At 73.0% G+C, this 24,804-nt stretch carries 22 protein-coding genes; 6 read left to right on the forward strand and 16 right to left on the reverse strand.

The window, feature by feature from the left end:
• Positions 1-15: 15 nt before the first annotated feature.
• The 6 genes from GA0115234_RS19340 to GA0115234_RS19365 all read right to left on the reverse strand — a co-directional run bounded on the left by GA0115234_RS19340 (position 16) and on the right by GA0115234_RS19365 (position 8,685).
• The gene (locus GA0115234_RS19340) at positions 16-738 is read right to left on the reverse strand and encodes a TetR/AcrR family transcriptional regulator (protein WP_093543417.1); all 723 of its coding nucleotides are present in this window, start codon (positions 736-738) and stop codon (positions 16-18) included.
• 60 nt (positions 739-798) lie between these two features.
• Positions 799-1,881: a PDR/VanB family oxidoreductase gene (locus GA0115234_RS19345; protein ID WP_093543265.1), complete on the reverse strand. Its 1,083-nt coding sequence runs from the start codon at positions 1,879-1,881 to the stop codon at positions 799-801.
• Between the two features lie 2 nt (positions 1,882-1,883).
• The gene (locus GA0115234_RS19350; protein ID WP_093543267.1) at positions 1,884-2,789 is read right to left on the reverse strand and encodes a metal-dependent hydrolase; all 906 of its coding nucleotides are present in this window, start codon (positions 2,787-2,789) and stop codon (positions 1,884-1,886) included.
• Between the two features lie 76 nt (positions 2,790-2,865).
• Positions 2,866-4,800 (reverse strand): hypothetical protein, encoded by a 1,935-nt coding sequence (locus GA0115234_RS19355; RefSeq protein ID WP_093543269.1) that lies wholly within the window; start codon positions 4,798-4,800, stop codon positions 2,866-2,868.
• A 71-nt stretch (positions 4,801-4,871) separates the two neighbouring features.
• On the reverse strand, positions 4,872-7,979 hold the full coding sequence (locus GA0115234_RS19360; RefSeq protein WP_093543271.1) for an alpha-N-acetylglucosaminidase: 3,108 nt from the start codon (positions 7,977-7,979) through the stop codon (positions 4,872-4,874).
• Between the two features lie 160 nt (positions 7,980-8,139).
• Positions 8,140-8,685 carry a carboxymuconolactone decarboxylase family protein gene (locus tag GA0115234_RS19365; RefSeq protein ID WP_093543272.1) on the reverse strand — a complete coding sequence of 182 codons (546 nt, stop codon included), beginning with the start codon at positions 8,683-8,685 and terminating at the stop codon, positions 8,140-8,142.
• Positions 8,686-8,772: 87 nt separating this feature from the next.
• Between GA0115234_RS19365 and GA0115234_RS19370 the strand changes: the two genes are divergently transcribed.
• On the forward strand, positions 8,773-9,264 hold the full coding sequence (locus tag GA0115234_RS19370; protein WP_093543274.1) for a MarR family winged helix-turn-helix transcriptional regulator: 492 nt from the start codon (positions 8,773-8,775) through the stop codon (positions 9,262-9,264).
• An 81-nt stretch (positions 9,265-9,345) separates the two neighbouring features.
• On the opposite strand, the gene GA0115234_RS19375 is transcribed toward GA0115234_RS19370, so the two are convergent.
• The gene (locus GA0115234_RS19375; RefSeq protein ID WP_093543276.1) at positions 9,346-9,993 is read right to left on the reverse strand and encodes a LuxR C-terminal-related transcriptional regulator; all 648 of its coding nucleotides are present in this window, start codon (positions 9,991-9,993) and stop codon (positions 9,346-9,348) included.
• Positions 9,978-11,246: a sensor histidine kinase gene (locus tag GA0115234_RS19380; RefSeq protein ID WP_093543278.1), complete on the reverse strand. Its 1,269-nt coding sequence runs from the start codon at positions 11,244-11,246 to the stop codon at positions 9,978-9,980. The genes GA0115234_RS19375 and GA0115234_RS19380 overlap by 16 nt, the downstream gene beginning before the upstream one ends.
• 281 nt (positions 11,247-11,527) lie before the next feature.
• Here GA0115234_RS19380 and GA0115234_RS19385 point away from each other — a divergent pair, with 281 nt between their 5' ends.
• Complete coding sequence (locus GA0115234_RS19385; RefSeq protein ID WP_176729204.1) at positions 11,528-13,654, forward strand: MMPL family transporter; 2,127 nt, start codon at positions 11,528-11,530, stop codon at positions 13,652-13,654.
• Positions 13,655-13,724: 70 nt separating this feature from the next.
• Here the strand turns inward: GA0115234_RS19385 and GA0115234_RS19390 are convergent, their stop codons facing one another.
• The 4 genes from GA0115234_RS19390 to GA0115234_RS19410 all read right to left on the reverse strand — a co-directional run bounded on the left by GA0115234_RS19390 (position 13,725) and on the right by GA0115234_RS19410 (position 18,562).
• Positions 13,725-14,345 carry a winged helix-turn-helix domain-containing protein gene (locus GA0115234_RS19390; protein ID WP_093543280.1) on the reverse strand — a complete coding sequence of 207 codons (621 nt, stop codon included), beginning with the start codon at positions 14,343-14,345 and terminating at the stop codon, positions 13,725-13,727.
• A gap of 459 nt (positions 14,346-14,804) precedes the next feature.
• Entirely contained in the window at positions 14,805-15,848 is a 1,044-nt protein-coding gene (gene glnII, locus GA0115234_RS19400) for a glutamine synthetase (protein WP_093543284.1), read from the reverse strand.
• 120 nt (positions 15,849-15,968) lie between these two features.
• The gene (locus tag GA0115234_RS19405) at positions 15,969-17,090 is read right to left on the reverse strand and encodes an ARPP-2 domain-containing protein (RefSeq protein ID WP_093543286.1); all 1,122 of its coding nucleotides are present in this window, start codon (positions 17,088-17,090) and stop codon (positions 15,969-15,971) included.
• Entirely contained in the window at positions 17,087-18,562 is a 1,476-nt protein-coding gene (locus tag GA0115234_RS19410; protein WP_093543287.1) for a hypothetical protein, read from the reverse strand. The genes GA0115234_RS19405 and GA0115234_RS19410 overlap by 4 nt, the downstream gene beginning before the upstream one ends.
• Before the next feature lie 207 nt (positions 18,563-18,769).
• Between GA0115234_RS19410 and GA0115234_RS19415 the strand changes: the two genes are divergently transcribed.
• Complete coding sequence (locus GA0115234_RS19415; RefSeq protein ID WP_093543289.1) at positions 18,770-19,681, forward strand: Gfo/Idh/MocA family protein; 912 nt, start codon at positions 18,770-18,772, stop codon at positions 19,679-19,681.
• 60 nt (positions 19,682-19,741) lie between these two features.
• Here GA0115234_RS19415 and GA0115234_RS19420 read toward each other — a convergent pair whose 3' ends face one another.
• Positions 19,742-20,191 carry a MarR family transcriptional regulator gene (locus tag GA0115234_RS19420; RefSeq protein ID WP_093543291.1) on the reverse strand — a complete coding sequence of 150 codons (450 nt, stop codon included), beginning with the start codon at positions 20,189-20,191 and terminating at the stop codon, positions 19,742-19,744.
• Between the two features lie 88 nt (positions 20,192-20,279).
• Here GA0115234_RS19420 and GA0115234_RS19425 point away from each other — a divergent pair, with 88 nt between their 5' ends.
• On the forward strand, positions 20,280-21,137 hold the full coding sequence (locus GA0115234_RS19425; protein WP_093543292.1) for an alpha/beta fold hydrolase: 858 nt from the start codon (positions 20,280-20,282) through the stop codon (positions 21,135-21,137).
• A 30-nt stretch (positions 21,138-21,167) separates the two neighbouring features.
• On the opposite strand, the gene GA0115234_RS19430 is transcribed toward GA0115234_RS19425, so the two are convergent.
• A complete protein-coding gene (locus GA0115234_RS19430) occupies positions 21,168-21,527 on the reverse strand; it encodes an ArsC/Spx/MgsR family protein (protein WP_093543294.1) in 360 nt (119 codons plus the stop codon).
• Between the two features lie 120 nt (positions 21,528-21,647).
• Between GA0115234_RS19430 and GA0115234_RS19435 the strand changes: the two genes are divergently transcribed.
• Positions 21,648-21,917 (forward strand): hypothetical protein, encoded by a 270-nt coding sequence (locus GA0115234_RS19435; protein ID WP_093543296.1) that lies wholly within the window; start codon positions 21,648-21,650, stop codon positions 21,915-21,917.
• Between the two features lie 62 nt (positions 21,918-21,979).
• On the opposite strand, the gene GA0115234_RS19440 is transcribed toward GA0115234_RS19435, so the two are convergent.
• Positions 21,980-22,417 carry a hypothetical protein gene (locus tag GA0115234_RS19440; protein ID WP_093543298.1) on the reverse strand — a complete coding sequence of 146 codons (438 nt, stop codon included), beginning with the start codon at positions 22,415-22,417 and terminating at the stop codon, positions 21,980-21,982.
• Between the two features lie 131 nt (positions 22,418-22,548).
• On the opposite strand from GA0115234_RS19440, the gene GA0115234_RS19445 reads away from it, so the two are divergent.
• Complete coding sequence (locus tag GA0115234_RS19445; protein WP_237541510.1) at positions 22,549-23,031, forward strand: hypothetical protein; 483 nt, start codon at positions 22,549-22,551, stop codon at positions 23,029-23,031.
• Between the two features lie 252 nt (positions 23,032-23,283).
• Here GA0115234_RS19445 and glnA read toward each other — a convergent pair whose 3' ends face one another.
• Complete coding sequence (glnA, locus tag GA0115234_RS19450; protein ID WP_093543302.1) at positions 23,284-24,693, reverse strand: type I glutamate--ammonia ligase; 1,410 nt, start codon at positions 24,691-24,693, stop codon at positions 23,284-23,286.
• Positions 24,694-24,804: the final 111 nt, after the last annotated feature.

Genomic DNA, 24,804 nt, shown 5'->3' on the forward strand with positions numbered 1-24,804 from the left:
CTTCCCGGACCCGGCCTACGGCAGCCGCTGCGGGGGAACGGCCGGTACGGCGGGCGCCAGGGCGGAGAGCCGCTCCAGCAGTTCCCCGAACGGCCCGTCCGCCGGTTCCTGCCCGAGGACCCGCAGCACGATGCCCGCCATCTCCGCGTCGTACGCGGCGCTCACCGCGGCCAGCGCGGCGAAGTCGTGCACCAGCTGGAGCTCCAGCTCCGCGCGGGCGATCCGCCGCCCGTCCAGCCAGATCAGGGCCGTCGACTCGGCCAGCGACACCCAGGAACGCACCACCAACTCCAGCCGGGCCGGGGGCTCCTCGACCCCCAGATGGGCCAGGATCTGCTCGCAGGCGGCCTGCCGCACCCCGTCGATCATCGCGTTCGCCGTCGAGGACCCCGCCGCGGGCCCGCCCCGCATCAGCGCCGAGAACCCGGGCCCGTGCTCGTCGACGAAGTCGAAGAACCGCCGCATCACCCGCAGCAGCCGGGTGCCGAGCGGCCCTTCGCGGGGCTCCACGAACCGGGCCGCCAGCTCGTCGGCGGCCCGCCGCAGCGCGGCCTCGTACAGGCTCTGCTTCCCCGGGAAGTAGTGGTAGACCAAGGGCCGCGAGATCCCCGCGGCGGCCGCGATCTCGTCGATCGACACCTCGTCCGGGGCGCGGTGACTGAACAACTCCAGCGCGACACCGATCAATTGCTGTCTGCGCTCCTCGACGCCCATCCTGCGCCGCACCCCGGTCGTCATGGTGGACAGCGTACCGAGTGGAGGGCTGGGGGAGGGGTGGCGGGCGGCCATGGTCCGCGCCTACAGATCCAGGACCAGTCGCTCGCCCCGGCACCGCGAGACGCAGATCAGCATCGAGTCGTCCCGCTCGGAGTCGGTCAGGAGCTCGTCGCGGTGGTCGATCTCGCCCGCCAGGACGCTCTGCCGGCACGTTCCGCAGAAGCCCTGCTCGCAGGAGTAGGAGACATACGGAAGCGCGTCGCGCACCGCGGCCAGCACCGACCGGTCCGCGGGCACCTGGACCGTACGGCCGGAGCGGCGCAGCTCGACCTCGAAGGGGGCGGAACCGGCCGATGACGCGGCCGCCGCCGTGAAGCGCTCCAGATGGAGGGTGCGGCCGGGCGGGAGGGCGGCGGCGACCGCGTCCATCAGGGGTTCGGGGCCGCAGCAGTAGACGGCCGTGCCCTCCGCCGTCTCCGCCAGGGCCGCGGCGGCGTCCGGACGGCCCGCCTCGTCCGCGGGGACGACCGTCACCCGGCCGCCCTCCGCGCCCAGCTCCTCGATCTCGTCCAGGAACGGCATCGAGGCGCGGGTCCGCCCGCCGTACAGCAGCCGCCACTCGGCGCCCGAGGCGGCGACCGACCGCAGCATCGGCAGGATCGGGGTGATGCCGATACCGCCCGCGACGAACAGGTACGCGGGGGCGTCGGCGAGCGGGAAGCGGTTGCGCGGGTCGCGGATCTCCACCTCCTCGCCCTCCCGGAGCCGCGCGTGGACCTCGCGGGAGCCGCCGCGGCCGTCCTCCACCAGCCGCGCCGCGACGGTGTACGTGTCGGGGTCGGCCGGGTCCCCGCACAGCGAGTACTGGCGGACCAGACCGGAGGGCAGCAGCAGGTCGAGGTGGGCGCCGGGCTGCCAGGCGGGCAGGCCGGAGCCCTTGAGCCGGAGCTGGACGACGCCCTCGGCCGGGGTGGTCCGCTCGGTGATCAGCAGCCGGCGGGTGGCGGTGGTGCGGCGCTCGGCGTGGCCCGAGACCGGTTCGGCCAGCGCCGGGAGCGGCCACAGCGGGGAGTTCCGGATGCGGCGGTGCAGGGCGCGCTTGGCCAGCAGTGCGGCGCCCGCGACCAGGACGACGGTACGCAGACGGGGCAGGGGGAGCGGCATGGTCAGCTGGTTCCCGTCATACGGGCCTCGGCGGCCGTGGCCGCGGGCGAGTGGGCGAGATAGTCGATGGCCTGGGCCGTGCTGCCCTCCTGCGAGGGGTGGTAGCCGCGGCTGAGATAGCGGGGCACCGAACGCAGCAGATCGCCGGTGGCGGGCAGGGTGCCGCGCTTGCCGCTGCGGTAGAACTCCTTGAACGAGCCCTTGCCGTCCAGCAGGCTCGGGTCGTTCTCCATGAAGAAGCGGATGCCGCGCTGCCAGAGGAAGACCAGGGCGCTGAACGCCGTGGCCCAGGTGCGCGCCCGCCGCCGGTAGCCGCCGTCGACATGCATGAACACCTCGAACGCGACCGAGCGGTGCTCGACCTCCTCCGCGCCGTGCCAGCGCAGCAGATCCAGCATCGTCGGATCGGCGCCGCGCCGGTCCAGCTCGTCGGCGTTCAGCACCCAGTCGCCGAGGAAGGCGGTGTAGTGCTCGATCGCCGCTATCAGCGCCACCCGCTCCATCAGCCACCAGGTGCCCGCCCGGCCCGGCGGCAGCGTCCGGTCCCCGAGCAGCTTCTCGAAGAACCAGTCGACCTGCGCGGTGTACGGCGTCGGGTCGAGACCGAGCTCCTTCAGACGGGGCAGCACATCGTCATGGGCCTGGGAGTGCACGGCCTCCTGGCCGATGAAGCCGATGACGTCCTGGCGCAGCCGCTCGTCGTGGATGTACGGCAGCACCTGCCGGTACACGTGGATGAACCAGCGTTCCCCGGCGGGCAGCAGGAGGTGGAGCACATTGATGGTGTGCGTGGTGAAGGGATCGCCCGGCACCCAGTGCAGAGGGGTCTTCTCCCAGGCGAAGGAGACCTTGCGGGCCTTGAGGGGCGTCCGCTCCGACGCGACCGCCGCTGGCTGCGTGTTAGACATATTGTCAATGTACTGAGAGGTAGCCCGCAGGAACAGGGGCGTGCGGCGAATTCCTGACGACCCGGAGCCCGGGGCGTCAGTGCAGCCCGCCCACCCGACTGCCGTCCGTCAGCGTCCCGTTGAGCCGCGCCCGGTCGCCCGCCCTGGCCGGGACCGCGAGGAGGCGGCCGTCGGAGCGCCCCTCCACCCCGCCCGACGCGGTCAGCGAGGCGAACTGCTCGCTGCCCGCCGCCAGTACGTACCAGCGACCGCCCTGCGACTTCCACAGCACCCCGGCCAGCACCCGGGGGTCGCGCACCCCGCAGGCCGGGGAGTCCTCGGCCCTGGCGGCGACCGTCCCGGGCGGGCCGCCCGTCGCGACGTCCGGTGCCGACGGGGCCTGGAACTGGGCGAGGACCCGGCTCCCGGTACCCCGCCAGGTCTCCGCCCTGGTGCAGAGCCAGCGCGCGGACCCGTTGCCCTCGGGCAGCGGCTGTTCGGCGAACTGCCAGGAGTTCACCGACCGCACCCCGTGCGACCGCACCGCCGGGAGCAGACAGGCGGTCCGCGCCCAGCTGTCCCGCTCCGCCCGCCCCGCGACATCGTGCGGTGCGGACGGCGGGCCCGAGGTCAGCCGGGCGGGGGCCAGCTCGCCGAGGTCCGCCATCAGCCGGACCGCCGGGCCCTCGTGGAGCTCGACCGCCTCCCAGGCACGGCAGTCGCGGGCCGTCACCGGGCTGGTCAGCGCGGCGGTCACCCCGTCGGGGCGGCGCTCCAGCGGCCGCGGCGCACCGTCCGGCGCCAGCAGGTCCCGCACCGCCACCGCGGTCACCCAGGGCGCGGTGAGATAGCGGATCCGGTCGCCCGCGCGTACCACGATCAGGGCGGCGGCCGACGCCTGGTCCGCGCCGTCGACCCGGGCGAAGTCCAGCGCGACGCCCTCGGCCCGGTCCGCGTCACGGGGCTCCGCGTACCGCACGACGCGCAGCCCGTCGTAGAACAGCACCACCGCGGCCCGGCCCACCTCGCCCGCGTACAGCAGCTGCGGCGCACCCATCGGAGGCCCGATGGGGGTCTCCGGGGTGGTCGAGATGCGTGCCGCGCCGTCCGGGTGAGCCCAGACGGCGAGCGCGCGGCGCAGCAGCCCGGTGTCCCCGGCGCGGTCGCCCCGGGTGGGCCAGGCGGTGAAGTCGGTACGCGGCGAACTCCGCCAGAAATCCGCGGAGATCCGGCTCACCCTGTCCGGATCGAGGGCCTGCCGAACGGCGGCGTCATGGGCGTACGCCGAAGCGGACCGGGCGTCGCGCCCCCAGCCGTGGCCCGGCAGCCCCAGCAGCGCCCCGCACACCAGCAGCGCCGCGACGGCCGCCAGCGCCGCCTTCGCGTACTGCCGGCGGCGCAGCAGATCCGGCGGCCGGGCCTGGAGCGAGCAGGGGTCGAACTCCGGGGAGCCGAGGAGCGCGTACGGCGCCGGAACGCCCTCCGCCGCCGCGAGTGCCGCATGCGGGTCCGCGACCCCGGCGGCCGCGAGCACCCGGCGCACCTCCGCGTCGGTCAGCCCCTCCAGACCGCGCAGGGCGTGGGCGGCGCGCGCCGGACCGGAGAGCGCCGACAGGGCGTTCTCCAGGGCGAGTCCGTCCGATCCGCCCGAGTGCGGGAACAGCCGCAGCCCCCAGACCAGTGGTAGCAACGACGGCCGGGCGCGGCCGAACCGGCGTGGCCGGCCCGCCGTCAGGGCCGCCCGCAGCACCCGCCCACGGGCCCGCGCGTAGGACGGATCCACCGTTGCCGCGCCGCCGGGCCCGCGCGGCCCCCGGACGCCGCCGCCTCCGTCTCCCACCCGGCGCCCGGCCAGCAGGCACCGCTGGGCCAGCGCGTGCGCCTTCAGCACCCGGCGGTGGCTGCCGAGGGACGGCGGCAGCACCAGATAGCCGAGCCGGACCAGCCGGGGATAGTGCTCGACGAGCGCCGCCCCGGCCTGCTCCCCGTCGGACGGGGCGGCTGCGGAAGGTACTTCTGGCAGTGGACGCACGTTCAGCAGAACGAGCGAATCATGGGATGGTCACCCCGGCCCGCCCGTGTGCTGCCCGACGGGGCGCCCCCTCACCGCAGTTCCCACCCGCTGAACCCGGCCGTGCCGCGCAGCCCGCTCCCGCCGTTCGTCGCGCTCATGAAGATCCCGACGTCCTGCGCCGCCGCCGCGCCCGGCACGGCGACCGTCGCCACCGTCCGCCAGCTCGCCCCGCCGTCGGTGGAACAGGAGCCCGTGCACCCGGCCCCGGACCGGACCAGCCGCAGCAGCACCGGGGCCCTGACCCCGGTGATCTGCCGGTAGGCGTCCAGGGTGCCGTCGCCGTTGGTGTCGTACGAGAGCACCACACCGTTGGACGGCGTCACCGCCAGATTCAGGAACCCGGCGGAGCCCGGCGTCCCGAGGCCGTTGCGCACCACGATCCCCGCACGCGCCCAGCCCCCGGTGTTCTCCTGCGCGTCGACCCGCACGGTCACCTCCGCCCCGTCGGTCCACGCCCCCGCCCGGTACGCGGTGCCGAACTGGCTGGTGCCCTTCCACAGGTCCTGGCCCGCCCCGTTGATCGCGAACCGCCCGTCCAGCTGCCCGAAGACCGCCGCGTTCGCCGTATAGGTGTGCCAGCCCGGCTCCAGCGGCGCCGCCAGGTACACCGCGCCGCGCCGCAGATCGGTCACCCGGTCCTCGCCGCGCGGCCCGTACGCGGTGCTCAGCCCGTACGGCATCGGCACCAGCGGAGTGGTCAGCGGTGCGGACGGGGCCGTGACCCGCCAGCCCACCGAGCCGGAGCCGCCCGCCGCGACCTCGTCGAGGAAGGCGGGGCCCGTCGCGGTGGCGTCGAGGCCGGTGAGCGCGAAGTCGATCCGGCCGGTGGGGCGCAGGCCGTTCAGATTGCGGAAGGCGGCCGTCACCGTGCCGGTGCTGGCCGGGGCGAACACCACCGGATCGGCCGTGACCGTGACGGTGCCCTGGTAGGGGGCGGTGGACAGGGTGTCGAAGACGCGCCGCGCCGTGCGGTGGGCATCGCCCGTCGCCCGTACCGGAAGGCTGTCGGTCCGGCGGGTCCACTCCTCCTCGCCCGGGTACCAGTCGAACGGCCTCGCGGCCCGGCCCGCCACCAGCGCGTCGGTCAGCTCGTCCAAGTACGCCTGCCACTGCGGGAGATGGAGCTGCCCCATCAACCCCTGCCAGTCGCGGTTGGCGTAGTTGCTGAGGTCGTCGGCGGCCGTCCGGTCCGCCCAGGTGGTGATCAGGGTGCGCGCCGTCCACTCCAGCCGCCCCGCCTCCGCCGGGCTCGTCGCCAGCCGTTTGGCGTCCTCCAGCCACGGCCCCAGCAGGAAGGACCGGTGGCACCCCGACACCGTGTCCGTCAGCCGCATCAGCTTCAGCCAGAGCGCGGCGAGCTCCCGGAACCTGGCCACGTCCCGGTCGGCCTGGGCGGCCCGCAGCTGCGGCAGCAGCATCCGGGAGCGGTCGGCGAGCGCCTGCCGGGCCAGATCGGTGAGGTCGTGGCGGTAGGCGTCCGAGTCGCGCAGGGACGGGCGCACGTCGAGGAGCGCCGCGAACGCCCGGTCGAAACCGGCCGGGTCGAAGGCGGTGTTGACGGACGCGGCGATATTGGGGCGACGGGAGAAGAGCGAGTCGACGGGGCGGCCGTCGGTGCTCGTCAGCCGGTACGCCGTGGCGGCCAGCGCGGCGAAGGCCGCCTGTGCCGAGCGGTCGCGGCCGCCGTACCGGAACGTCGGGTACGCCCGGAACCACGCCTCCCGGTCGATCTTCTCGGTCCGCCAGGCCAGCTCGCCGAACAGCTCGAACGCCGCCGGATCGCGCTCCGCCGCCTCCGGCATGTACGCCGTGCCGGCCAGGGCGCTGCCCGGTCTGTCGCGCCAGGCCGTGAACTTCTCCGTCCAGCGGTCGGTATTGGCCCCGATCGTCGTACGGCCGCCGAAGTTCGGGATGGTGCCGAAGGCGTACGGCGCCCCGCCCCAGTCCTTCTCCCGGTCGGTGACGGTGTCCAGGTCGGAGAGGCCGTCCACGATCAGGATCCGGTCGGTGTCGATCGCCTCCAGCAGCGCCGGCCGGGGGTTGGCCTGCCAGCCGAGGATCACCCAGGTCGCGCCCGGGTGCGCGGTGTGCAGGGCCGATTCGACGGCGCGGGCGGCGTCCGGCACCGGGACGTCACCGGCGGTGCCGCCCTCGTGCAGCAGATCCATCTTGAAGTGGTCCGCCGGACCGAACAGCTCCTCCTGGTGCCGGTAGAAGGCGGCGGCCATCTCGGCGAAGACGGGGGTGCGCGGGTCGAGCCAGTCGGGCCTGCGCAGCCCGTTCCAGGTGCCCTGCGGGACGGTACGGGCCCCCGGATTGCGGTCCGTGAAGCCGTCCGGGACCGTGCCGAAGTAGCCGGGGAGGACCGGTGCCATGCCCAGCTCCCGCATCCGGTCGGTGATCCGCCGGCCCAGGGCGGCGCGCCGGCCGATCAGCCCGGGAGAGAGCGGGCCGCCGTATCCGCTCATGTTCTGGAGCAGCCACCACGGCTGGTGGGAGGGGGCGGGCAGCCAGGCGCGGGCCTCGTCGTCGGTGTAGCCGAAGTCCTGGAGCAGCCGGTGGTAGACCGCCTCCTGCCCGGCGGTGACCAGGACTTCGTTGCAGCCGTGCAGGGCCAGGACGTCGATCAGCCGCTCCCAGCGCGGCCAGTCGGCGTACGGGGCGGTGTAGCCGTCATGGGTGTCGTTGAGGGCGAACCGGTGCGCCACCGTCGCGGAGCGCTCGACGGGGGTGCGCGGGGCGGGCAGCCGACGGGGCAGTCCGGTACGGCTGCCGGCCCACGAAATGACCGCGTCGCAGGTGTACTTGAGGTACCAGTGCGCCCCCGTCAGGGCGGCGCCCGGCGTGGTGGCGGCGAGCTCGATCCGCCCGGTGGTGCCGGTGACCCGGAAGCGGTCCGGCGCGCCGTCGCCCCGGGGGAGGGCGCGGAGCCGGAACTGGTCCGCGTGGTCCGGCAGCAGCCGGCGCAGTGCCTCGTGCGCGGCCGCGAGGTCCGGGGCCGGAGCGGCGGCCGGAGGAGCGGCGTGCGCGGGGGTGGCGGCGCCGACCACCGCGGCGGCGCCGACGGCTCCGGCGGTGCCCAGCAGCGTACGTCTCGTCGGCCGGGAGGAGCCGAAGGGCAGGGAGGGTTCCGTCATGATCCGCACTCCTCGGTGTTGTTCATGGTGGTGCATGCGACAACAAGTGCGTGCGGTGCGCACGCTAATGACGGGTGAGGGGGCGGGCAATGGGGCGTTCGGCGGTTCGTTCCGATCCAGCCGTTCGGCCGTCACACCGGTGCGGCCGGGCGTCCGGCCGTCAGGCGAAGGCGGCGAGCCGGGGATCGAGCGGCGCCCCGGTCATCCGGTTGGCCAGCGTCGACATCGTGTACGTGCCGATGCCCAGGACCACTTCCAGCGCGTTGCGGGCGGTGTATCCGTGCCCCAGGAACGCCCGGAGCGTGGCGTCGTCCACGGCGCCGGCCGTCGCGAGCACGGCCAGGGTGAACTCCCGTACCGCCTCCAGCCGTTCGTCCGCCAGGGGCCGCCGCTCGCGCAGCGCCGCGATCAGTTCGGGCTCCGCGCCGAGCGCGGTGAGCTTCGCCGTGTGCATCGCCACGCAGACGTGGCAGTCGTTGCGGGTGGCCATCGTCATGATCAGGACCTCGCGGGAGAGCGGGTCGAGGGTGGTGGACTCGAAGACGGCGCTCGCCCTCAGGAAGCCGTCGAGCAGTTCCGGCGAGGTGGCGAGCCGGGCGACGGCGGGAGGCAGATGGCCCTGCTTCCTCGTCACCGCCTCCATGGTGCGGCGGGCGGCGGCGGAGGCGGATTCGAGGGTGTGGTCGGGGAAGGCGGACGTGGGCATGGGCATGGCTGACCTCTCGGACGGGTGCGCACGCTAAAATAGACAACGTGATTGACGAAAAGGTAAACCAGGTTGTCGAGTTCCGCAATGGCTGAGCGGCGGGGAGGAGCAGCGCGGGAGGACGGGGCGGGCTTCGAGCTGCCCCTCCTGCTGTTCGCCGGATTCCGGTCGCTCATCGACGAGTTGCACCGCGACCTGGCCGAACAGGGCCATGCCGACGTCCGCCCCGCGTACGGCTACGCGCTTCAGGCCGTCGGCCGCGACGGGGCGACCGCCAGCGAGATCGGCCGACGGCTCGGGGTCTCCAAGCAGGCGGCCGGCAAGACCGTGGAGAAGCTCGAAGGGCTCGGCTACGTGGAGCGCGTCGACGATCCCCGGGACGGCCGGCGCAAGCTGGTCCGGCTGACCGCGCGGGGCGTCGACGTCCTGGTCAGATCGGCCGAGGGGTTCGACCGGCTGCGGGCCCGCTGGGCCGAGGCGCTCGGCGCCGACCGGGTGCGCGCGATGGAGGACGATCTGCGCGCGATGGTGCCCGCCGACGCGCTCCGGCTCGACGCGCCGGGCTGGTTCAACGACTGAGACGGCCGCGGGCCCGGACCCGGTGGACGACGGACCGGTACGGGCGGGGCGCCGGTCGCGGCGCCCCGCCGTGCGGGCCGCTCAGCCCCGGTCCAGATAGGCGAGCACCGCGAGGACGCGACGGTTGTCGTCGTCGGACGGCGGCAGGGCGAGCTTCGCGAATATGTTGGACGTGTGCTTGGCCACGGCCCGTTCGGTGATCACCATCTGCGAGGCGATCGCCGCGTTCGAACGGCCCTGGGCCATCAGCTCCATGACCTCCAGTTCGCGCGGGGTGAGCATGCCCATCGGCTTGTCCTGCGACCGCCGCGTCAGCAGCTGCGAGATGACCTGCGGGTCCATCGCGGTGCCGCCCGCCGCGACCCGGCGCACCGCGTCGACGAACTGGTCGGCGTCGAAGACCCGGTCCTTGAGCAGATAGCCGATGCCCCCGTTGCCGTCCGCCAGCAGCTCGCGGGCGTACAACTGCTCCACATGCTGCGAGAGCACGAGCACCGGCAGCCCCGGCTTGGCCCGCCGGGCCGCCAGCGCGCACTGCAGGCCTTCGTCCGTGTGGGACGGCGGCAGCCGGACGTCGACGACGGCGACGTCCGGCTCCGACTCGGCGAAGGCGCGGGTCAGCTCGGGCCCGGTCTCGACGGCTGCCGCGATCTCGAACCCGTACGCCTCCAGCAGACGGACCAGCCCGTCGCGCAGCAGGAAGAGATCTTCGGCTAGGACAACTCGCAAGGGATCTCCATGGTCACCATGGTGGGACCGCCCGCGGGGCTGCTGACGGCCATGATGCCGTCGAATGTACCGAGTCGGCGTTCGATTCCGCTCAGTCCGGAGCCGCCGCCGACCGACGCACCACCCCTGCCGTTGTCGGTGACGGAGATGCGCAGCGTGGCGTTCTCGTGGTGGATGTCCACCCAGACGCGGTCCGCCCCCGCGTGCTTGGCGGCGTTCGTCAGCGTCTCGCTCACCGCGAAGTACGCCGCCGACTCCACCGCGGCGTCCATGCGGCCGCCCAGCTCCGCCTCGACCTCCGACTCGAAGGGCAGCCGCAGCGCCAGCGCCCGGACCGCGTCGCCGAGCCCGCGCTCGGCGAGGACCGGCGGATGGATGCCCCGGACCAGGTCGCGCAGCTCCGTCAGCGCCTCCGCGGACGACTCCCGGGCCATCGCCAGGAGCTTCTTCGCCTGCGCCGGGTCCTTCTCGATCAGCGCCTCCACCGTGCCCAGATTCATGCCCATCGCGACCAGCCGGGCCTGCGCACCGTCGTGCAGATCGCGTTCGATGCGCCGCAGTTCGGAGGCGGCGGTGTCCACGGCCTCGTGCCGGGTCTCGGTCAGCCGGTCGATCCGCCGCGCCAGCGCCTCCTCCTGGGTGGGGGCCAGCATCGCGCGGACGATCACGAAGTGCAGCCGGAGCAGCCGCTCGCCGAACAGCACACCGGTCGTGAACAGCACCGCACCGAGCGCGGCGGCGGCCAGCCCCGTCGCCTGGCTGGAGACCGGGACGAAGCCGTACCAGTAGCGGTCGTCGGTGAAGACCCGCCACAGGCCCGCCGCCAGGACGAGCCCCTCCAGCGCGTACAGGAGCAGCGCGGACGGCAGGCTCGACGTCACATAGCCGACCGTCATGTCGACCAGCAGCCACCGCAGATCGCGCCAGGTCGCCGGGTCCTTCAGCATCAGCGTGGTCCGCTCCACCTGCCCGGTGAACCCGGTGCGCACATCCTTCGGGAAGGGGCGGTACGGGACCGGTACGCGGATGCCGGACCAGGTGACCGCGAGCAGCCGCCGCTGGTTGGCGTGCTTGCGGACCAGCTCCAGCACATAGGGGGTGGTGACCAGTCCGATGCCCAGCGGGATGAAGACGATCGAGAGCACGGCCCATACGAAGAGGGTGATCGAACCGGCCAAGGTCGCGATCGACACCACGAAGCCGCGCCCGGCCGCCAGCAGCGCGCCGCGTATGCGTCCCTTTTCCGAGTTCATTCCGGTCCGTCTCCCCTCGCCGGGCCCTCGTGCCGGGCCCGTTCCGCAGACAGTCTCACCCGGCGGCGGCCCCGGGCGTCAGCCGGTTCGCCACCCGGGCGGGGTGTACCCAGCACCACCCCGGCGAACTGGCCCCAGGGCTCCGGGAGAGGGGGCCGAGGCGGCTGGGGCGGGCGGCTCCCCGTTCCTAGATTCATCGGTGTCCGGCGGCGGCGCGTCCGGCGCCGCATTTCTTCCGACCACATCTGACTTCTGTCTGAACTTCTGGGGGCGAACACGCCATGAGGCGCAACCTCGCGGCACGCATCGGTGTGTGGAGCGCGCACCACCGCAAGACCGCCGTACTCGGCTGGCTGCTCTTCGTCGTACTCGCCACGGGCATCGGTGGCGCGTCCGGGATGGTGGAGATGACCACCGCGGAGAACGGCGCGGGCGATTCGGCGCGGGCCGAGCAGATCCTCGACGACGCCGGACTCGGGCGGCCCGCCGGCGAGCTGGTCATGGTGTCCGCCACGAAGGCGGGCGACTGGAAGGGTGCCGCCCGCGAACTCTCCCGAGCCCTCGGGGACACCCCCGAGGTGGCGGCCCTGACCGCGCCGGTCCCCTCCCGGGACGGCAAGGACGCGCTGATCACCTTCGACCTGAAGGGCGACGCGGCGACGGCGCCCGACCGGGTGCAGCCCGTGCTCGACGCGGTGGACGGGGTCCGGGCCGGCCACCCCGACGTCACCATCCACCAGTTCGGCGAGGCCAGTGCCGGGAAGTGGCTCGGCGACCTGCTCTCCGAGGACTTCAAGAAGGCCGAATTCACCGCCGTACCCCTGGCCCTGGGCATTCTGCTGGTCGCCTTCGGGGCCGTCGTCGCGGCGCTCCTCCCGGTCGGGCTGGCCCTGACCGCCTGCATGGCCGCCTTCGGACTGCTGTCGCTCGCCAGCCATCAGCTGCACCTGTTCCAGACCACGTACTCGGTGATGTTCCTGATGGGCTTCGCCGTCGGCGTCGACTACTGCCTGTTCTACCTGCGGCGCGAGCGCGACGAGCGGGCGGCGGGACGCGACGCGGAGACGGCGCTGCGGATCGCCGCGGCGACCAGCGGCCGGGCGGTGCTGGTCTCCGGGCTCACGGTGATGGTCGCGATGGCCGGCATGTTCCTGTCCGGGCTGATGCTGTTCAAGGGCTTCGCGCTCGCCACCATCATCGTCGTCCTCGTCGCCATGCTGGGCTCGGTGACGGTGCTGCCCGCGCTGCTGTCCTGGCTGGGCGACCGGATCGACGCGGGACGGGTGCCCTTCCTCGGCCGGCGGGGGAGCCGGCGCGCACGCACCGGCGGCGGGATCGCCGGTACGGTGCTGCGGCCGGTGCTGTCGCGGCCCAGGACCTTCGCGGTCGCCTCGGTCGTCGTCCTGCTCGCCCTGGCCGCGCCCGCCCTCGGCATGAAGACCGAACAGCTGGGTCTGGAGAAGCAGTTCGGCTCCCACTCGCAGCTCTCCGTCGCCTACCGGGAGATCAGTGAGAGCTTCCCCGGCGGCCCCGACCCGGCCCGCGTGGTGGTCAAGGCCGACGACATCGGGGCACCCGCGCTGCGCAAGGCGTTCCACGGCTTCGACAAGGTGACCGTCCACCGGGCGCAGAACGTCGCGGAGATCGAGGTACCGCTCCCGGACGGCCGGTCCTCGCTCGCCGAACTCCGGGGGGAGCGGCTGCCCGCAGCCTTCGACGGCACGGGCGCCCAGGTGTACGTGACCGGGGAGACCGCCGGATCCGTCGACTTCAACGACCAGCTCAAGCGCGGCATCGTCCCCGTCTTCGCCTTCATCACGGCGGTGACCTTCCTGCTGATGCTGTTCTGCTTCCGCTCGTACGTCGTCGCCGTGACGTCGATCGTGCTCAACCTGCTCTCCGTGGCCGCCGCCTACGGGGTGATGGTCGCCGTCTTCCAGCACGGCTGGGGGGCCTCGCTGATCGGCTCGGAGGGGGTCGGCGCGATCGAGTCCTGGATGCCGCTGTTCGTCCTGGTCGTCCTGTTCGGACTCTCCATGGACTACCACGTGTTCGTGGTCTCCCGGATCCGTGAGGCCCGCGGCCGCGGTCTGACCACCAGGGCGGCGATCGACGAGGGCATCCGGAGCACGGCGGGCGCGGTGACCGGCGCGGCCGTGATCATGGTCGCGGTCTTCTCGGTCTTCGGCACGCTGTCGATGCAGGACATGCAGCAGATGGGCGTGGGCCTCGCGGTCGCCGTGCTGCTGGACGCCACCGTCGTACGGATGATCCTGCTGCCCTCCGTGATGGCGCTGCTGGGCGAGCGGAACTGGCGCACCCCGCGCGCGCTGACCCGGCTGCCGGGCCTGGGCCACGAGGAGCCGGGGCAGGAGCGGGAGCCGGTGGTGGCCGGCCGGCGCGGCTGACCCGGTACGGGGAGCGGCCCTGGTCCGGTACGTACCGGACCAGGGCCGCTCCTCCGTGCTCGCGGCGTCGTCAGGGCGTGTACTTGTAGCCGACGCGCCGCACCGTCTGGATCGAACGGCGGTGCTCGGCGCCCAGCTTGCGGCGCAGCCGGGCGATGTGGACGTCCACGGTGCGGCCGTCCCCCACGTGCCCGTAGCCCCAGACCGTGGTCACCAACTGGTCGCGGGTGTGCACCCGGTGCGGGTGCGCGACCAGATGGGCGAGCAGCTCGAACTCCAGGTACGTGAGATCGAGGGTGCTCCCGTCCACCGCGGCGGTGCGCTGCACGGGATCGATGCGCACCGGGCCCGCGGCCGGCTCCTCCACCGGCGTCGGCACCACGTACTGGGCGGCCGCGGCGGCCGCCGCCGTGACGGCGGGCTGCTGGTCGGCCGGTACGAGCACCAGATAGCCGATCATCGGCGGCCGGCCGGGCAGCGCCGGAACGGTGTGCTGGGGCGCGGGCAGCCAGGTGGCACCCGGCGGCAGGAACTCGGCCACATCGGCCAGCTGGACGACCTCGTCGGGGGCGACGGCACGCAGCCGGTGGCGGTTGGGGGAGAGGGAGCGGGCGGAGGTGGTGGCCGCAGCGGACGCCGAGGACGCTGAGGTGGCAGCGGCCGCGGCGGAGAAGGTACGGGTGTTCGCCATGAGGGGTCAGCTCTTTCGCGCGAAGGAGTCGTCGGTGGACGGACTTGCTTGCGCGCGGGCCGAAGGCCGGGGTGAGGCGGCTTTAGAGGGCCTGCGCGTTCGACGCGCGACAACACACCCGGTCGAAGTCATGGTGCTGACGGGAAGGCCAGAACGGTTCGAGGTCGCTGCGACCTGTCGAGGGGTGCTGGAAGCTGGCCATGTCCCCATTGAACCAGAGAACCTCACGGCGCAGCAGACCTCTCCCACCCGTCGATACGAACCCTTTGCGTTACCTTCCTCACCCCGGCCCGCCGCAACCGGCGGTCCGGCACCCGCATCGGCCGGTGCCCGCCCAACCCATCGCCCAACCCATCGCCCAACCCACCGGCCGCCCGCGCCGGTTGCCCGGCACACGGCAACGAGGGGGCGCCCGTCCCGGCAGGACGGGCGCCCCCTCGTGCGGACGGCGGGCCGGGATCAGACCTGGTCGGCCTTCTCCAGCGCGGTGCAGCAGGTGTCGACGATCAGCCGCGTGACGACGTACGGGTCGACGTTGGCGTTCGGGCGGCGGTCCTCGATGTAGCCCTTCCGGTCCTTCTCGACCTGCCACGGGATACGGACCGAGGCGCCGCGGTCGGAGACGCCGTAGCTGTACTCGTTCCACGGGGCCGTCTCGTGCAGACCCGTCAGCCGGTCGTCGATGCCCGCGCCGTAGTTCTTGACGTGGTCCATCGGCTTCGAGCCCTCGCCCAGCGACTCGCACGCCGTGATGATCGCGTCGTAGCCATCGGGCCCTTCGCGCATCGACCTGGTGGAGAAGTTGGTGTGCGCGCCCGCCCCGTTCCAGTCGCCCTTGACCGGCTTCGGGTCGAGGGTCGCCGAGACACCGAAGTCCTCGGCGGTGCGGTACAGCAGCCAGCGGGCCACCCACAGCTGGTCGGAGACCTCCAGCGGGGACAGCGGGCCGACCTGGAACTCCCACTGGCCGGGCATGACCTCGGCGTTGATGCCGGAGATGCCGAGGCCCGCCTCCAGACAGTTGTCGAGGTGCTTCTCGACGATCTCGCGGCCGAAGATCTCGTCGGCGCCGACCCCGCAGTAGTAGCCGCCCTGCGCGGCCGGGAAGCCGCCCTCGGGGAAGCCGAGCGGCCGGTGGCCGTCGAAGAAGGTGTACTCCTGCTCGATGCCGAAGACCGGCTCCTGGCCCGCGAACCGCTCGGCCACCGGGCGCAGCGCGGCACGGGTGTTGGAGGTGTGCGGCGTCATGTCTATGTCGAAGACCTCGCACAGCACGAGGATGTCGTCACCGCCGCGGATCGGGTCCGGGCAGCTGAAGACCGGCTTCAGCACCCGGTCGGAGGCGTGGCCCTCGGCCTGGCTGGTGCTCGAACCGTCGAAGCCCCAGATCGGCAGCTCCGCCACGTCCTGTGAGGAGCTCCCGGCCATGATCTTCGTCTTGGAGCGGAGCTTGGCGGTCGGCTCGGTGCCGTCGATCCAGATGTACTCAGCCTTGAACGTCACGGAAGCCATCCTTTGCGGGTGCTGCGGTGTTGCGGTCCGGTCTACGCAGCGCAGCTTCGCAAGACGCGATTTCCCGTCCGTTGCCCGGATGTGAACCCCGTGTTACCGGGCATTTCCGCGCTACGCACGGGCCCTCAGCAGCGACTCGAAACCGGCCGCGCGGATCCGGCGGACCAACTCCTCCCGCGTGGTGCCCAGCGCCTCGGCCGCCCCCGCGAGCCGCCAGTCCGCCGCGGCGAGCCGGTGCAGCAGATGGCCGCGCCTGATCTGCGCCTCGGACAGCCGGAACGTCTTCAGATAGGCGACCTGCCCCTTGTGGTCGGTGATCGTCTCACCGATGTGCTGCCCCGCCCCGCCCGTCCGGAACGGCGGCAGGAACCGCCACAGCGTGAACGACCCCATCCGGTACACCCGGTCGAAGGCGTACGAGGTGTCCAGCAGCTCACCCGCGAACAGGGTGTCGTGCGCCTCGGCCCACGCCCGCTCCTGCGCCCGCGCCGCCTCCCGCAGACCGGCGAGCGTCCGCAGCCCGGGACCGTCGGGTATCCGGGCCGAGAACTCCGGCACGGGAGCGCCGTACAGCGCGTACTGGTGGATCAGCTCGCCGTACAGGTCCTCGACGAGTGACGGGTGCAGCACCCGGTAGTCGTCCGGATGCGGCACGACGAACGCGGCGGCCAGCGCGTCGGCCGCGTACACCATCACTCCGCACTGGCCGGGGTGGATCTCGAAGACCCGCAGCGCGTCACCGAGCCCGCGCACCGACCACCCCAGGTACGCGTCCTCGGCGCGCGGCGAGAGCCCGTCGCGCAGCGCCTGCCGCGACCACTCCTCCCAGGCGACGGCGGGCCCGCCGAAGTGCAGGGCGAGATAGCCCTCCAGCGCGAGGTGCAGCGGCAGGAAACGCAGCCGGTCGCCCGGTCGGCGCTTCGCCATCCGGTGGTGCCGGTGGCGCTGGAGCCGTGCGGTCCGCGGCCGGGTGCCCGGGGCGCCGAGCTGCGTACCGTACGCGGCGGACTGCTCGCCCTCGCCGGACCAGTCGGCGACGAAGCCGTGCGGGATGACCGAGGCGTAGTGCGCGCGCGGCCCGAGGTCCACGACGCCGTACCCGTGGTCCGGGTACAGCTCCTCGTGGAGCCGCAACCCCTCCACGGGCCGCTCGCGCACCAGCGGCACCAGCCGGATGCCGCCCCACACCTGGGCGGGGCGGGTGGCGAGCCCGGTCAGTTCGAGCCTGTTCACGAAGTCGCTCCCGCCCCGTCGTCGCCCACGAATCGCGCCACCTGCCGGTCCAGATAGGCGTACAGCGCCGCCGCTCCCGTGCGTCCCTCGGCGAACCCCGCGATCTCCACCAGCGCGGGCAGGTCCTCCGCGTCCCGGACACCCGCCGTGGGCACCCCCGGCGCGAGGCGCCGCACATCGAAACCGTCCGCGTCGTATACGGGGTTCACATGCACCACCGCGGTGCGCCGCTCCGGATCGAGCCGGGTCCGCCAGACCCGCAGCACCTCACCGGCGAGTCCGGGCGGCGCGTTGTCCCAGCCGTCCGAGACGATGACCAGCCGGTCGGGGCCCAGCTCCAGCGCGTCCAGCACACGGCTGCCGAGCGGGGTCGGCCCCCACGGCCTGACCAGCAGCGGATCGGTACGCCCCGAGGTCCACAGCGCGCTGTACGCACCCGGCGCGGCCAGCGCCTCCAGCAGGAAGTGGCAGGCCAGCGCCACGGCGAGCGGGCGCCGCCGCTTCTCGCCCGACCCGGACGACGAGTAGCTGTCGTCCAGCACGGCGGCGACCCGGCCCCAGCTCCCGGCGTGCGGGCCCGCCGCGCGACGGGCCGCCGCGCGCAGCGCCCGGGTCAGCTCCGCGCGGCGCCCGCGCCGCGCCTCGAAGCCGAGCGACAGGACGTACAGGGCGAGCCGGGTCAGCGGCATCACGGCCAGGTCCACATCGGCGGGCGGCCGCGCGTCCTTTCCGGTACCGCGCCGCTCCAGGGTCCGCAGCCGCTCCAGCCGGGTCATCCGCGGCGCCATCCGCTCCAGGAACACCTCGCGCTTCATTCCGCGCCGGGCGGCGAAGCCCTCGGCGACGGTGAGCGGCAGCTCCTCGACGGCCCCCTGCTCGTAATGGGCGCGCCGCCAGGCGTCGAGCAGCCCGTGCCGGTAGCTCGTCCGACGGCCCGGCCGGAACAGGAAGTCGCCCGTCTCGTCCGGCTCCCCGGCGCCGCCGAACCGCAGGTGGACGTGGCGGGCCGCGGTCTTCAGCCCGGCGCGGTACTTCACCGCGTCGTGCGCCGGATCGGGCCGGGCGGTCAGCCAGTCCCGCATGATCGCGCGGGTGCGCCGGTTGTTCACCCCGGCCGCGCGCAGCGCCCGGAACAGCCGGTACACGCGCTGCGGGGGCAGCTTCGCCAGCCGGGCGGCGATCAGCCGGCCCTCGGCGCGCCGCTCCCCGGCGCTCGCGTCGGCGGCGTGCTCCAGCAGCCCCCGGACGATGAGCGCGGCGTTGTGGTCGTTGATGTCGAGGGCGAGCGCGGCGGCGTACACCCGGCGGTAGTTGACCCGTACGTACTCATGGAGGAAGTCCAGTGAGAGCCGCTGCTGGTACGCGGTCGAGCGGAACTCGCGCTGGCCGGTCGCGGTGATCGCCGCGTTGACGAAGAGCAGCACGTCCTCGGCCGCGACGAGACCCGCGTCGGTTCCGTTGCTGGTGGTCATCGTCCCCCCGTGGTGTCGCGCGCCGCCGTGCACGGAGGCGGAGCGCCGGCCGGGGAATGGGGGCGCGAACAGCGAAATCACTGCTTCATAGGCAAGTCCCGGAAGTCGCGCCGGAGTCCCGCGGCCGGCTCCGCAAACGTAGCCACCGACACCGCCCCACGCCAACTCAATACGGGTCCGGACCGGCGCACCCGGCAGACTTGCCCCATGACGACACTTCCCCCGACCCCCCTGCGCATCGGCCTCGTCGGTGCGGGCCCCTGGGCCCACAACACCCAGGCCCCCGCCCTCGCCGCCCACCCCGGCGTCGCACTGAGCGGTGTCTGGGGCCGCCGCCCCGAGGCCGCGAAGGAGCTGGCCGCCGCGCACGGCACCACGGCGTACAGCGGTGAGGCGGGCATCGACGAGCTCTTCGCCGCCAGCGACGCCGTCGCGTTCGCCCTGCCGCCGGACGTCCAGGCCCCGCTCGCCGCCCGCGCCGCGGCCACCGGCCGTCACCTGCTGCTGGACAAGCCGGTCGCGACCACCGTCGCGGGCGCCCGTGAGGTGGTCCGGGCCGTCGAGCAGACCGGGGTCGCCTCCCTCGTCTTCTGCACCCTGCGGTTCGCGGCCGAGACATCCGCGTGGATCGAGGAACAGGCCGCCGTGGACGGCTGGTTCACCGCCCGGGGCGAGTGGATCGGGGCCCTGTTCGCCCCGGGCGCGACGAACGAGTACGCGGCCTCGCCGTGGCGCCGCGACAAGGGCGGCCTGTGGGACGTCGGCCCGCACGTCCTGTCGGTCCTGATCCCGGTACTGGGCGATGTGACCGGGCTGACCGCGGCCCGCGGCCCGGCCGACACCACGCATCTGATCCTCCGCCACGCCTCCGGCGCGTCCAGCACCGTGACGCTCGCGCTGGGGGCGCCCCCCGGCGCCGCCGCCATGGAGATCGAGCTCAGGGGTGAACAGGGAACGGCCGCCCTGCCCCGGTGGGGCGACGCGGTCGGCTCGTTCCGGGCGGCGGTCGACGCGCTGATCCACTCGGTGCGTACGGGGGACCCGCACCCGTGCGACGTACGGTTCGGGCTGCGCCTGACGGAGCTGCTGGCCCAGGCGGAGCAGCAGGCGGGCGCGTAGCACGGCGAGCGGTGGCACCCGGGGCCGTCGGGCGCCACCCGGGCGGACGCGCCCCGGGGGTCAGGGGATCGAGGTGACCGCCCGGTGCGCGGCGTACAGGAAGCGCCGGACGGCGGCCGTCTCGCTCTCGTCGAAATCGCGCAGCACCGCCACCGTGTTCTCGATCAGCGGCCCGAAGAACGCCCACCCCAGCTCCACCGCCCGATCGTCGACCGCCAGCAGGACCCGCCGTCGGTCGCGCGGATCACGGGTGCGGGTGAGATGGCCGAGCCGTTCCAGACGGTCGATGACGGCGGTGGTGCCCGCGGAGTTGAGCCCGAGCTGTGCGCCGAGCCACCCGGCGGTGGCGTCCGTCCCCGCCCGCTCGGCGTCCAGCAGGCAGATCAGGGCGCGGACATCGGTGCTGTGCATGTGGTGGAGGGCCGCGAACTCCGCCTGGCGCAGCCCGAATTCGACGGTCACCTTGCGCAGCAGATGCACGATCTCCAGCTCCGGCCCCGGCTCGCTCATCGACTCTCCTTCCGCTCCGACGAGTCCATTGTCTCGCCGAGCGAGATAATATGCGGAATCCGGGAGCAGCACGGCCAGGGAGGCACCCATGACAGTCACGGCACCACCCGCGTCGTTCCACGAGGAGTACGAAGAGGTCCTGGCGGCCGCCTGGCCCGCCGGCACGACGTACTCCAGGGTCACCACCCCGTACGGCACCACCCGCGTCAACAGCTGCGGCCCCGCGGACGCCCCGCCCCTGGTGCTGCTGCCCGGCGGCGGCGCCACCTCCACCGTCTGGTACGCCCAGGCGGCCCACCTGGGCCGTACCCACCGCGTCCACGCCGTCGACCTGATCGGCGACCCGGGCCGCAGCGTCGCGGGGGAGTACCCGATCCGCACGGTGCGGGACCTGACGTCCTGGCTCGACGGGGTGCTGGACGGACTGGGCGCGGACCGCACCGCGCTGGGCGGGCATTCCTACGGGGCCTGGATCGCCCTCCAGTACGCCCTGCACGCGCCTCACCGCGTCCCGAAGCTGGTCCTCGTGGACCCGACGCAGTGCTTCGCCGGATTCCGGCCCGGCTACCTGCTGCACGCACTGCCGATGCTGATCCGGCCCGCGGCACGGCGGACCCGGGCCTTCCTGGAGTGGGAGACGGGCGGCGCCGCGCTCGACCCGGCCTGGCTGCGCCTGCGTGACGCGGCCGCCGGATTCCCGTTCACCCGCCCGGTCACCGGGCCCCGCCCCACGCCCGAGGCCCTGCGCCGACTGGACGTACCGACCCTGCTCCTGCTCGCCGGACGCGGCCGGGCCCACGACCCGGCCCGCGTCGCCGCCACCGCGAACCGGCTGCTCCCACGAGTGACGACGGCGACGATTCCCGGCGCGACCCATCACACACTGCCGCTGCACGGACCGACGGCCGGCGAGCTGAACCGCAGGATCGAGGACTTCCTCGGGTGACGGGCGGTCGCACGGGCCGCCCGGGGAGGCTCAGCGCCCCAGCGCCTCGCGTACCGCCTCGTCCGTGCGCGCCACGACGGCGGTCCCGTCGTCCGCGGTGATGATCGGCCGCTGGATGAGCCTGGGCCGCTCGGTGAGGGCGGAGATCCACCGCTCACGCGAACCGGCCTCGCGCGGCCACTCCTTGAGCCCGAGCTCCTTCGCATCGGCCTCCTGCGTCCGCGTGATGTCCCACGGCTCCAGCCCGAGCCGGTCGAGCACGGCCCGGATCTCCTCCGGCGAGGGCACGTCCTCCAGATAGCGGCGAACGGTGTATTCGGCACCCTCGGCATCGAGCAGCCGCACCGCGCCGCGGCACTTGGAACAGGCGGGATTGATCCAGATCTCCATGGGGCCCAAGGTACGCGAGGTACTCCCCGAAAGCCCCTCTGGCCAGGGCCGATTGTCAGTGCCGGGCAGTAAAATGGAGGCAGTTCGTGAGGGTTCCACGACCGTGCCAGGAGGTTGCCCATGGCCGTTGCCACAGTCACGACCAAGCCGCTCCACAAGCCCCTGACGAAGAAGCCGCTCCCCGCGGGCCGACCCCGTGAGTGGTACGTCTCCCACAACCGCCGCCTGAAGGCCATGCGGCTGGCGATCGCCCTGCTGGACACGGGCGTCTACTACCCGTCGACCGCGACCAACGACAAGATACGGGCCACTGCCGAGCGCACCGGCATCCACCCGCCGTCCGACACGACCTGCCGCATGGTCCGTGCCCTGATCCGCTACGGCCGCTGACGGCCGGCGCACCCGTGGCTGTGCCCCCGCGCCCTCCGGGGCCCGGGGGCACAGCCGTTGCCTCAGAACCCGTCACAGGTCGCCGTGGCGAAGGCCCCGGAGGCCGTGGCCGTCCGTACGGTCCCGTCGTCCACCGTCACGGCACAGGCCACCTCGCCGCCCGACGCACCGAGGGTGACGGCGAAGGAGCCGCCGTTCATGAAGCCCCTGGTCCGCGTCTCCGCGGCCCACGGCAGCGTCCGCAGAGTCAGCCGCGCGGTCGCGAGGTCGCCGTCGCGCCAGGTCGGATAGGTGACGGTGACGTCCTTGGCGGTGCCGGTGACCCGGTAGCCGATCCGGCGCGGCTCCGTCCCGTCCCTCGACAGCGCACCGGCGACCAGCTCGACGGCCACGGCACCCCCGGTGGCCAGCGCGAGCACGACCACCAGCAGCACCCACGGCCACCGCCGTCGCCCACGCGGCATCGCCTCCGGTGCGCCGTCCACGCCCTGATCGCACATGCCCCCAGCCTCGACCGCCCTCCACCACGTCGCGAATCGAGGTCCTGGCCCTCACCCGTCCGGCATACACGGCATGCGCCCCGCCCCACCGCCCCGTTGACTGGGACGAAAGGGCAACCGCTGGAGGCACGATGACGAGGAAAGCCGCGCGAGGCGTGTGGGCCGTACTGCTGACAACAGCCGTGATCTCGACGGCCGCTGCCTGCTCCGACGACGGCGGCACCTCCAGCACCGCGTCCAGGGCCGCGTCCGCCGCGGCATCGGTGGCCTCCCGGGGCGCCGACGTGGTCGCCTCGGCGACGGCCGCCGCGAGCGAGAAACTGAACAGCTTCAAGAACGGCGTGAACGCCAAGGACGACGTCGAGCTGGGCAGACCGACCACCGACGGCGACGGCCGCGCCACCGCGAAGGTCACCGTGAAGAACACCACCGACTCGTCGAAGTCGTATGCGGTGCAGGTCAACTTCCGCGACGGAAAAGGCAATCTGCAGGACACGGTGGTGGTGACGGTCGCCGACGTAGCCGCCAGGACAGCCAAGGACGCCGTGGCCCGCAGCAACCGCAAGCTGTCTGGCGACATCAAGGCCGACGTGGGAACGGCCCTGCGGCACTGACGGGACGACCGCCCCTTGGGCACGACTACGTCGGCGGAGCGGTTGCCCGGGATCGCCGGTCTCCAGGGCCCCGAAGTCGATTCCGAGGCGTGCATCTCTTCGGCGCGAGTGATCGGCGCCCCTCGCGACGTACGGCGACCACCGAGCGAACGGGTACGCGGACGAACGAGGGCCGCCACCCCGATCGCGGGGTGGCGGCCCTCGTCCAAGCCGGTCTCCGGGGCTCGGCCCCAGCTCATCCGGCTCCGCACCTTAGAGGTCGAAGTACAGCTCGAACTCGTGCGGGTGCGGGCGCAGCTGGATCGGGGCGATCTCGTTGGTGCGCTTGTAGTCGATCCAGGTCTCGATCAGGTCGGACGTGAAGACGCCGCCGGCCTGGAGGTACTCGTTGTCCGCCTCCAGCGCGTCCAGGACGGCCGGGAGGGAGGTCGGGACCTGCTGGACGTTCGCGTGCTCCTCGGGAGCCAGCTCGTAGAGGTCCTTGTCGATCGGCTCGGCCGGCTCGATCTTGTTCTTGATGCCGTCCAGGCCCGCCATCAGCAGCGCGGAGAAGGCCAGGTACGGGTTGGACGACGGGTCCGGGGCGCGGAACTCGACGCGCTTGGCCTTCGGGTTGGAGCCCGTGATCGGGATGCGCATCGCGGCCGAGCGGTTGCGCTGCGAGTACACCATGTTGACCGGGGCCTCGAAGCCGGGGACCAGGCGGTGGTAGGAGTTCACCGTCGGGTTGGTGAAGGCCAGCAGCGACGGGGCGTGCTTGAGGATGCCGCCGATGTAGTAGCGGGCCATGTCCGAGAGGCCCGCGTAACCCTGCTCGTCGTAGAACAGCGGGTCGCCGCCGGCCCACAGGGACTGGTGGACGTGCATGCCCGAGCCGTTGTCGCCGAAGATCGGCTTCGGCATGAAGGTCGCGGTCTTGCCGTTGCGCCAGGCGACGTTCTTCACGATGTACTTGAAGAGCATCAGGTCGTCGGCCGCGGCGAGCAGCGTGTTGAACTTGTAGTTGATCTCGGCCTGGCCGGCGGTGCCGACCTCGTGGTGCTGGCGCTCGATCTGGAGGCCGCTGTTCTCCAGCTCCAGGGACATCTCGGCACGCAGGTCGGCGAAGTGGTCGACCGGCGGGACCGGGAAGTAACCGCCCTTGTAGCGGACCTTGTAGCCGCGGTTGTTCTCTACCGCACCGGTGTTCCAGGCGCCGGCCTCGGAGTCGATGTGGTAGAAGCTCTCGTTCGCCGACGTCTGGAAGCGGACGTTGTCGAAGACGTAGAACTCGGCCTCGGGGCCGAAGTACGCGGTGTCGGCGATGCCGGTGGAGGCGAGGTACGCCTCGGCCTTCTTGGCCACGTTCCGCGGGTCACGGCTGTACTGCTCGCCGGTGATCGGGTCGTGGATGAAGAAGTTGATGTTGACGGTCTTGTCACGGCGGAAGGGGTCGACCCGGGCGGTCGACAGGTCCGCGCGCAGCGCCATGTCGGACTCGTGGATGGCCTGGAAGCCGCGGATCGACGAGCCGTCGAAGGCAAGCTCGTCGGCCGGGTCGAAGGTCGCCGCCGGGACGGTGACGTGCTGCATCACACCGGGCAGGTCACAGAACCGGACGTCGATGAACTTGACGTCATTGTCGGCGATGTACTTCTTCGCGTCGTCGGCGTTCTGGAACATCCAACTCCTCCTACTCCCGGCCCGGGAGGGACGGGGTTGTAGCTCGTGGTGCGGCCAGTGCGGTGGCACACGCTGGACCCGACCATAGGCAGACCGGATTTCTCAAGCATG

The organism is Streptomyces sp. DvalAA-43 (assembly GCF_900091725.1).
GTDB classification, from domain to species: Bacteria; Actinomycetota; Actinomycetes; order Streptomycetales; family Streptomycetaceae; genus Streptomyces; species Streptomyces pulveraceus.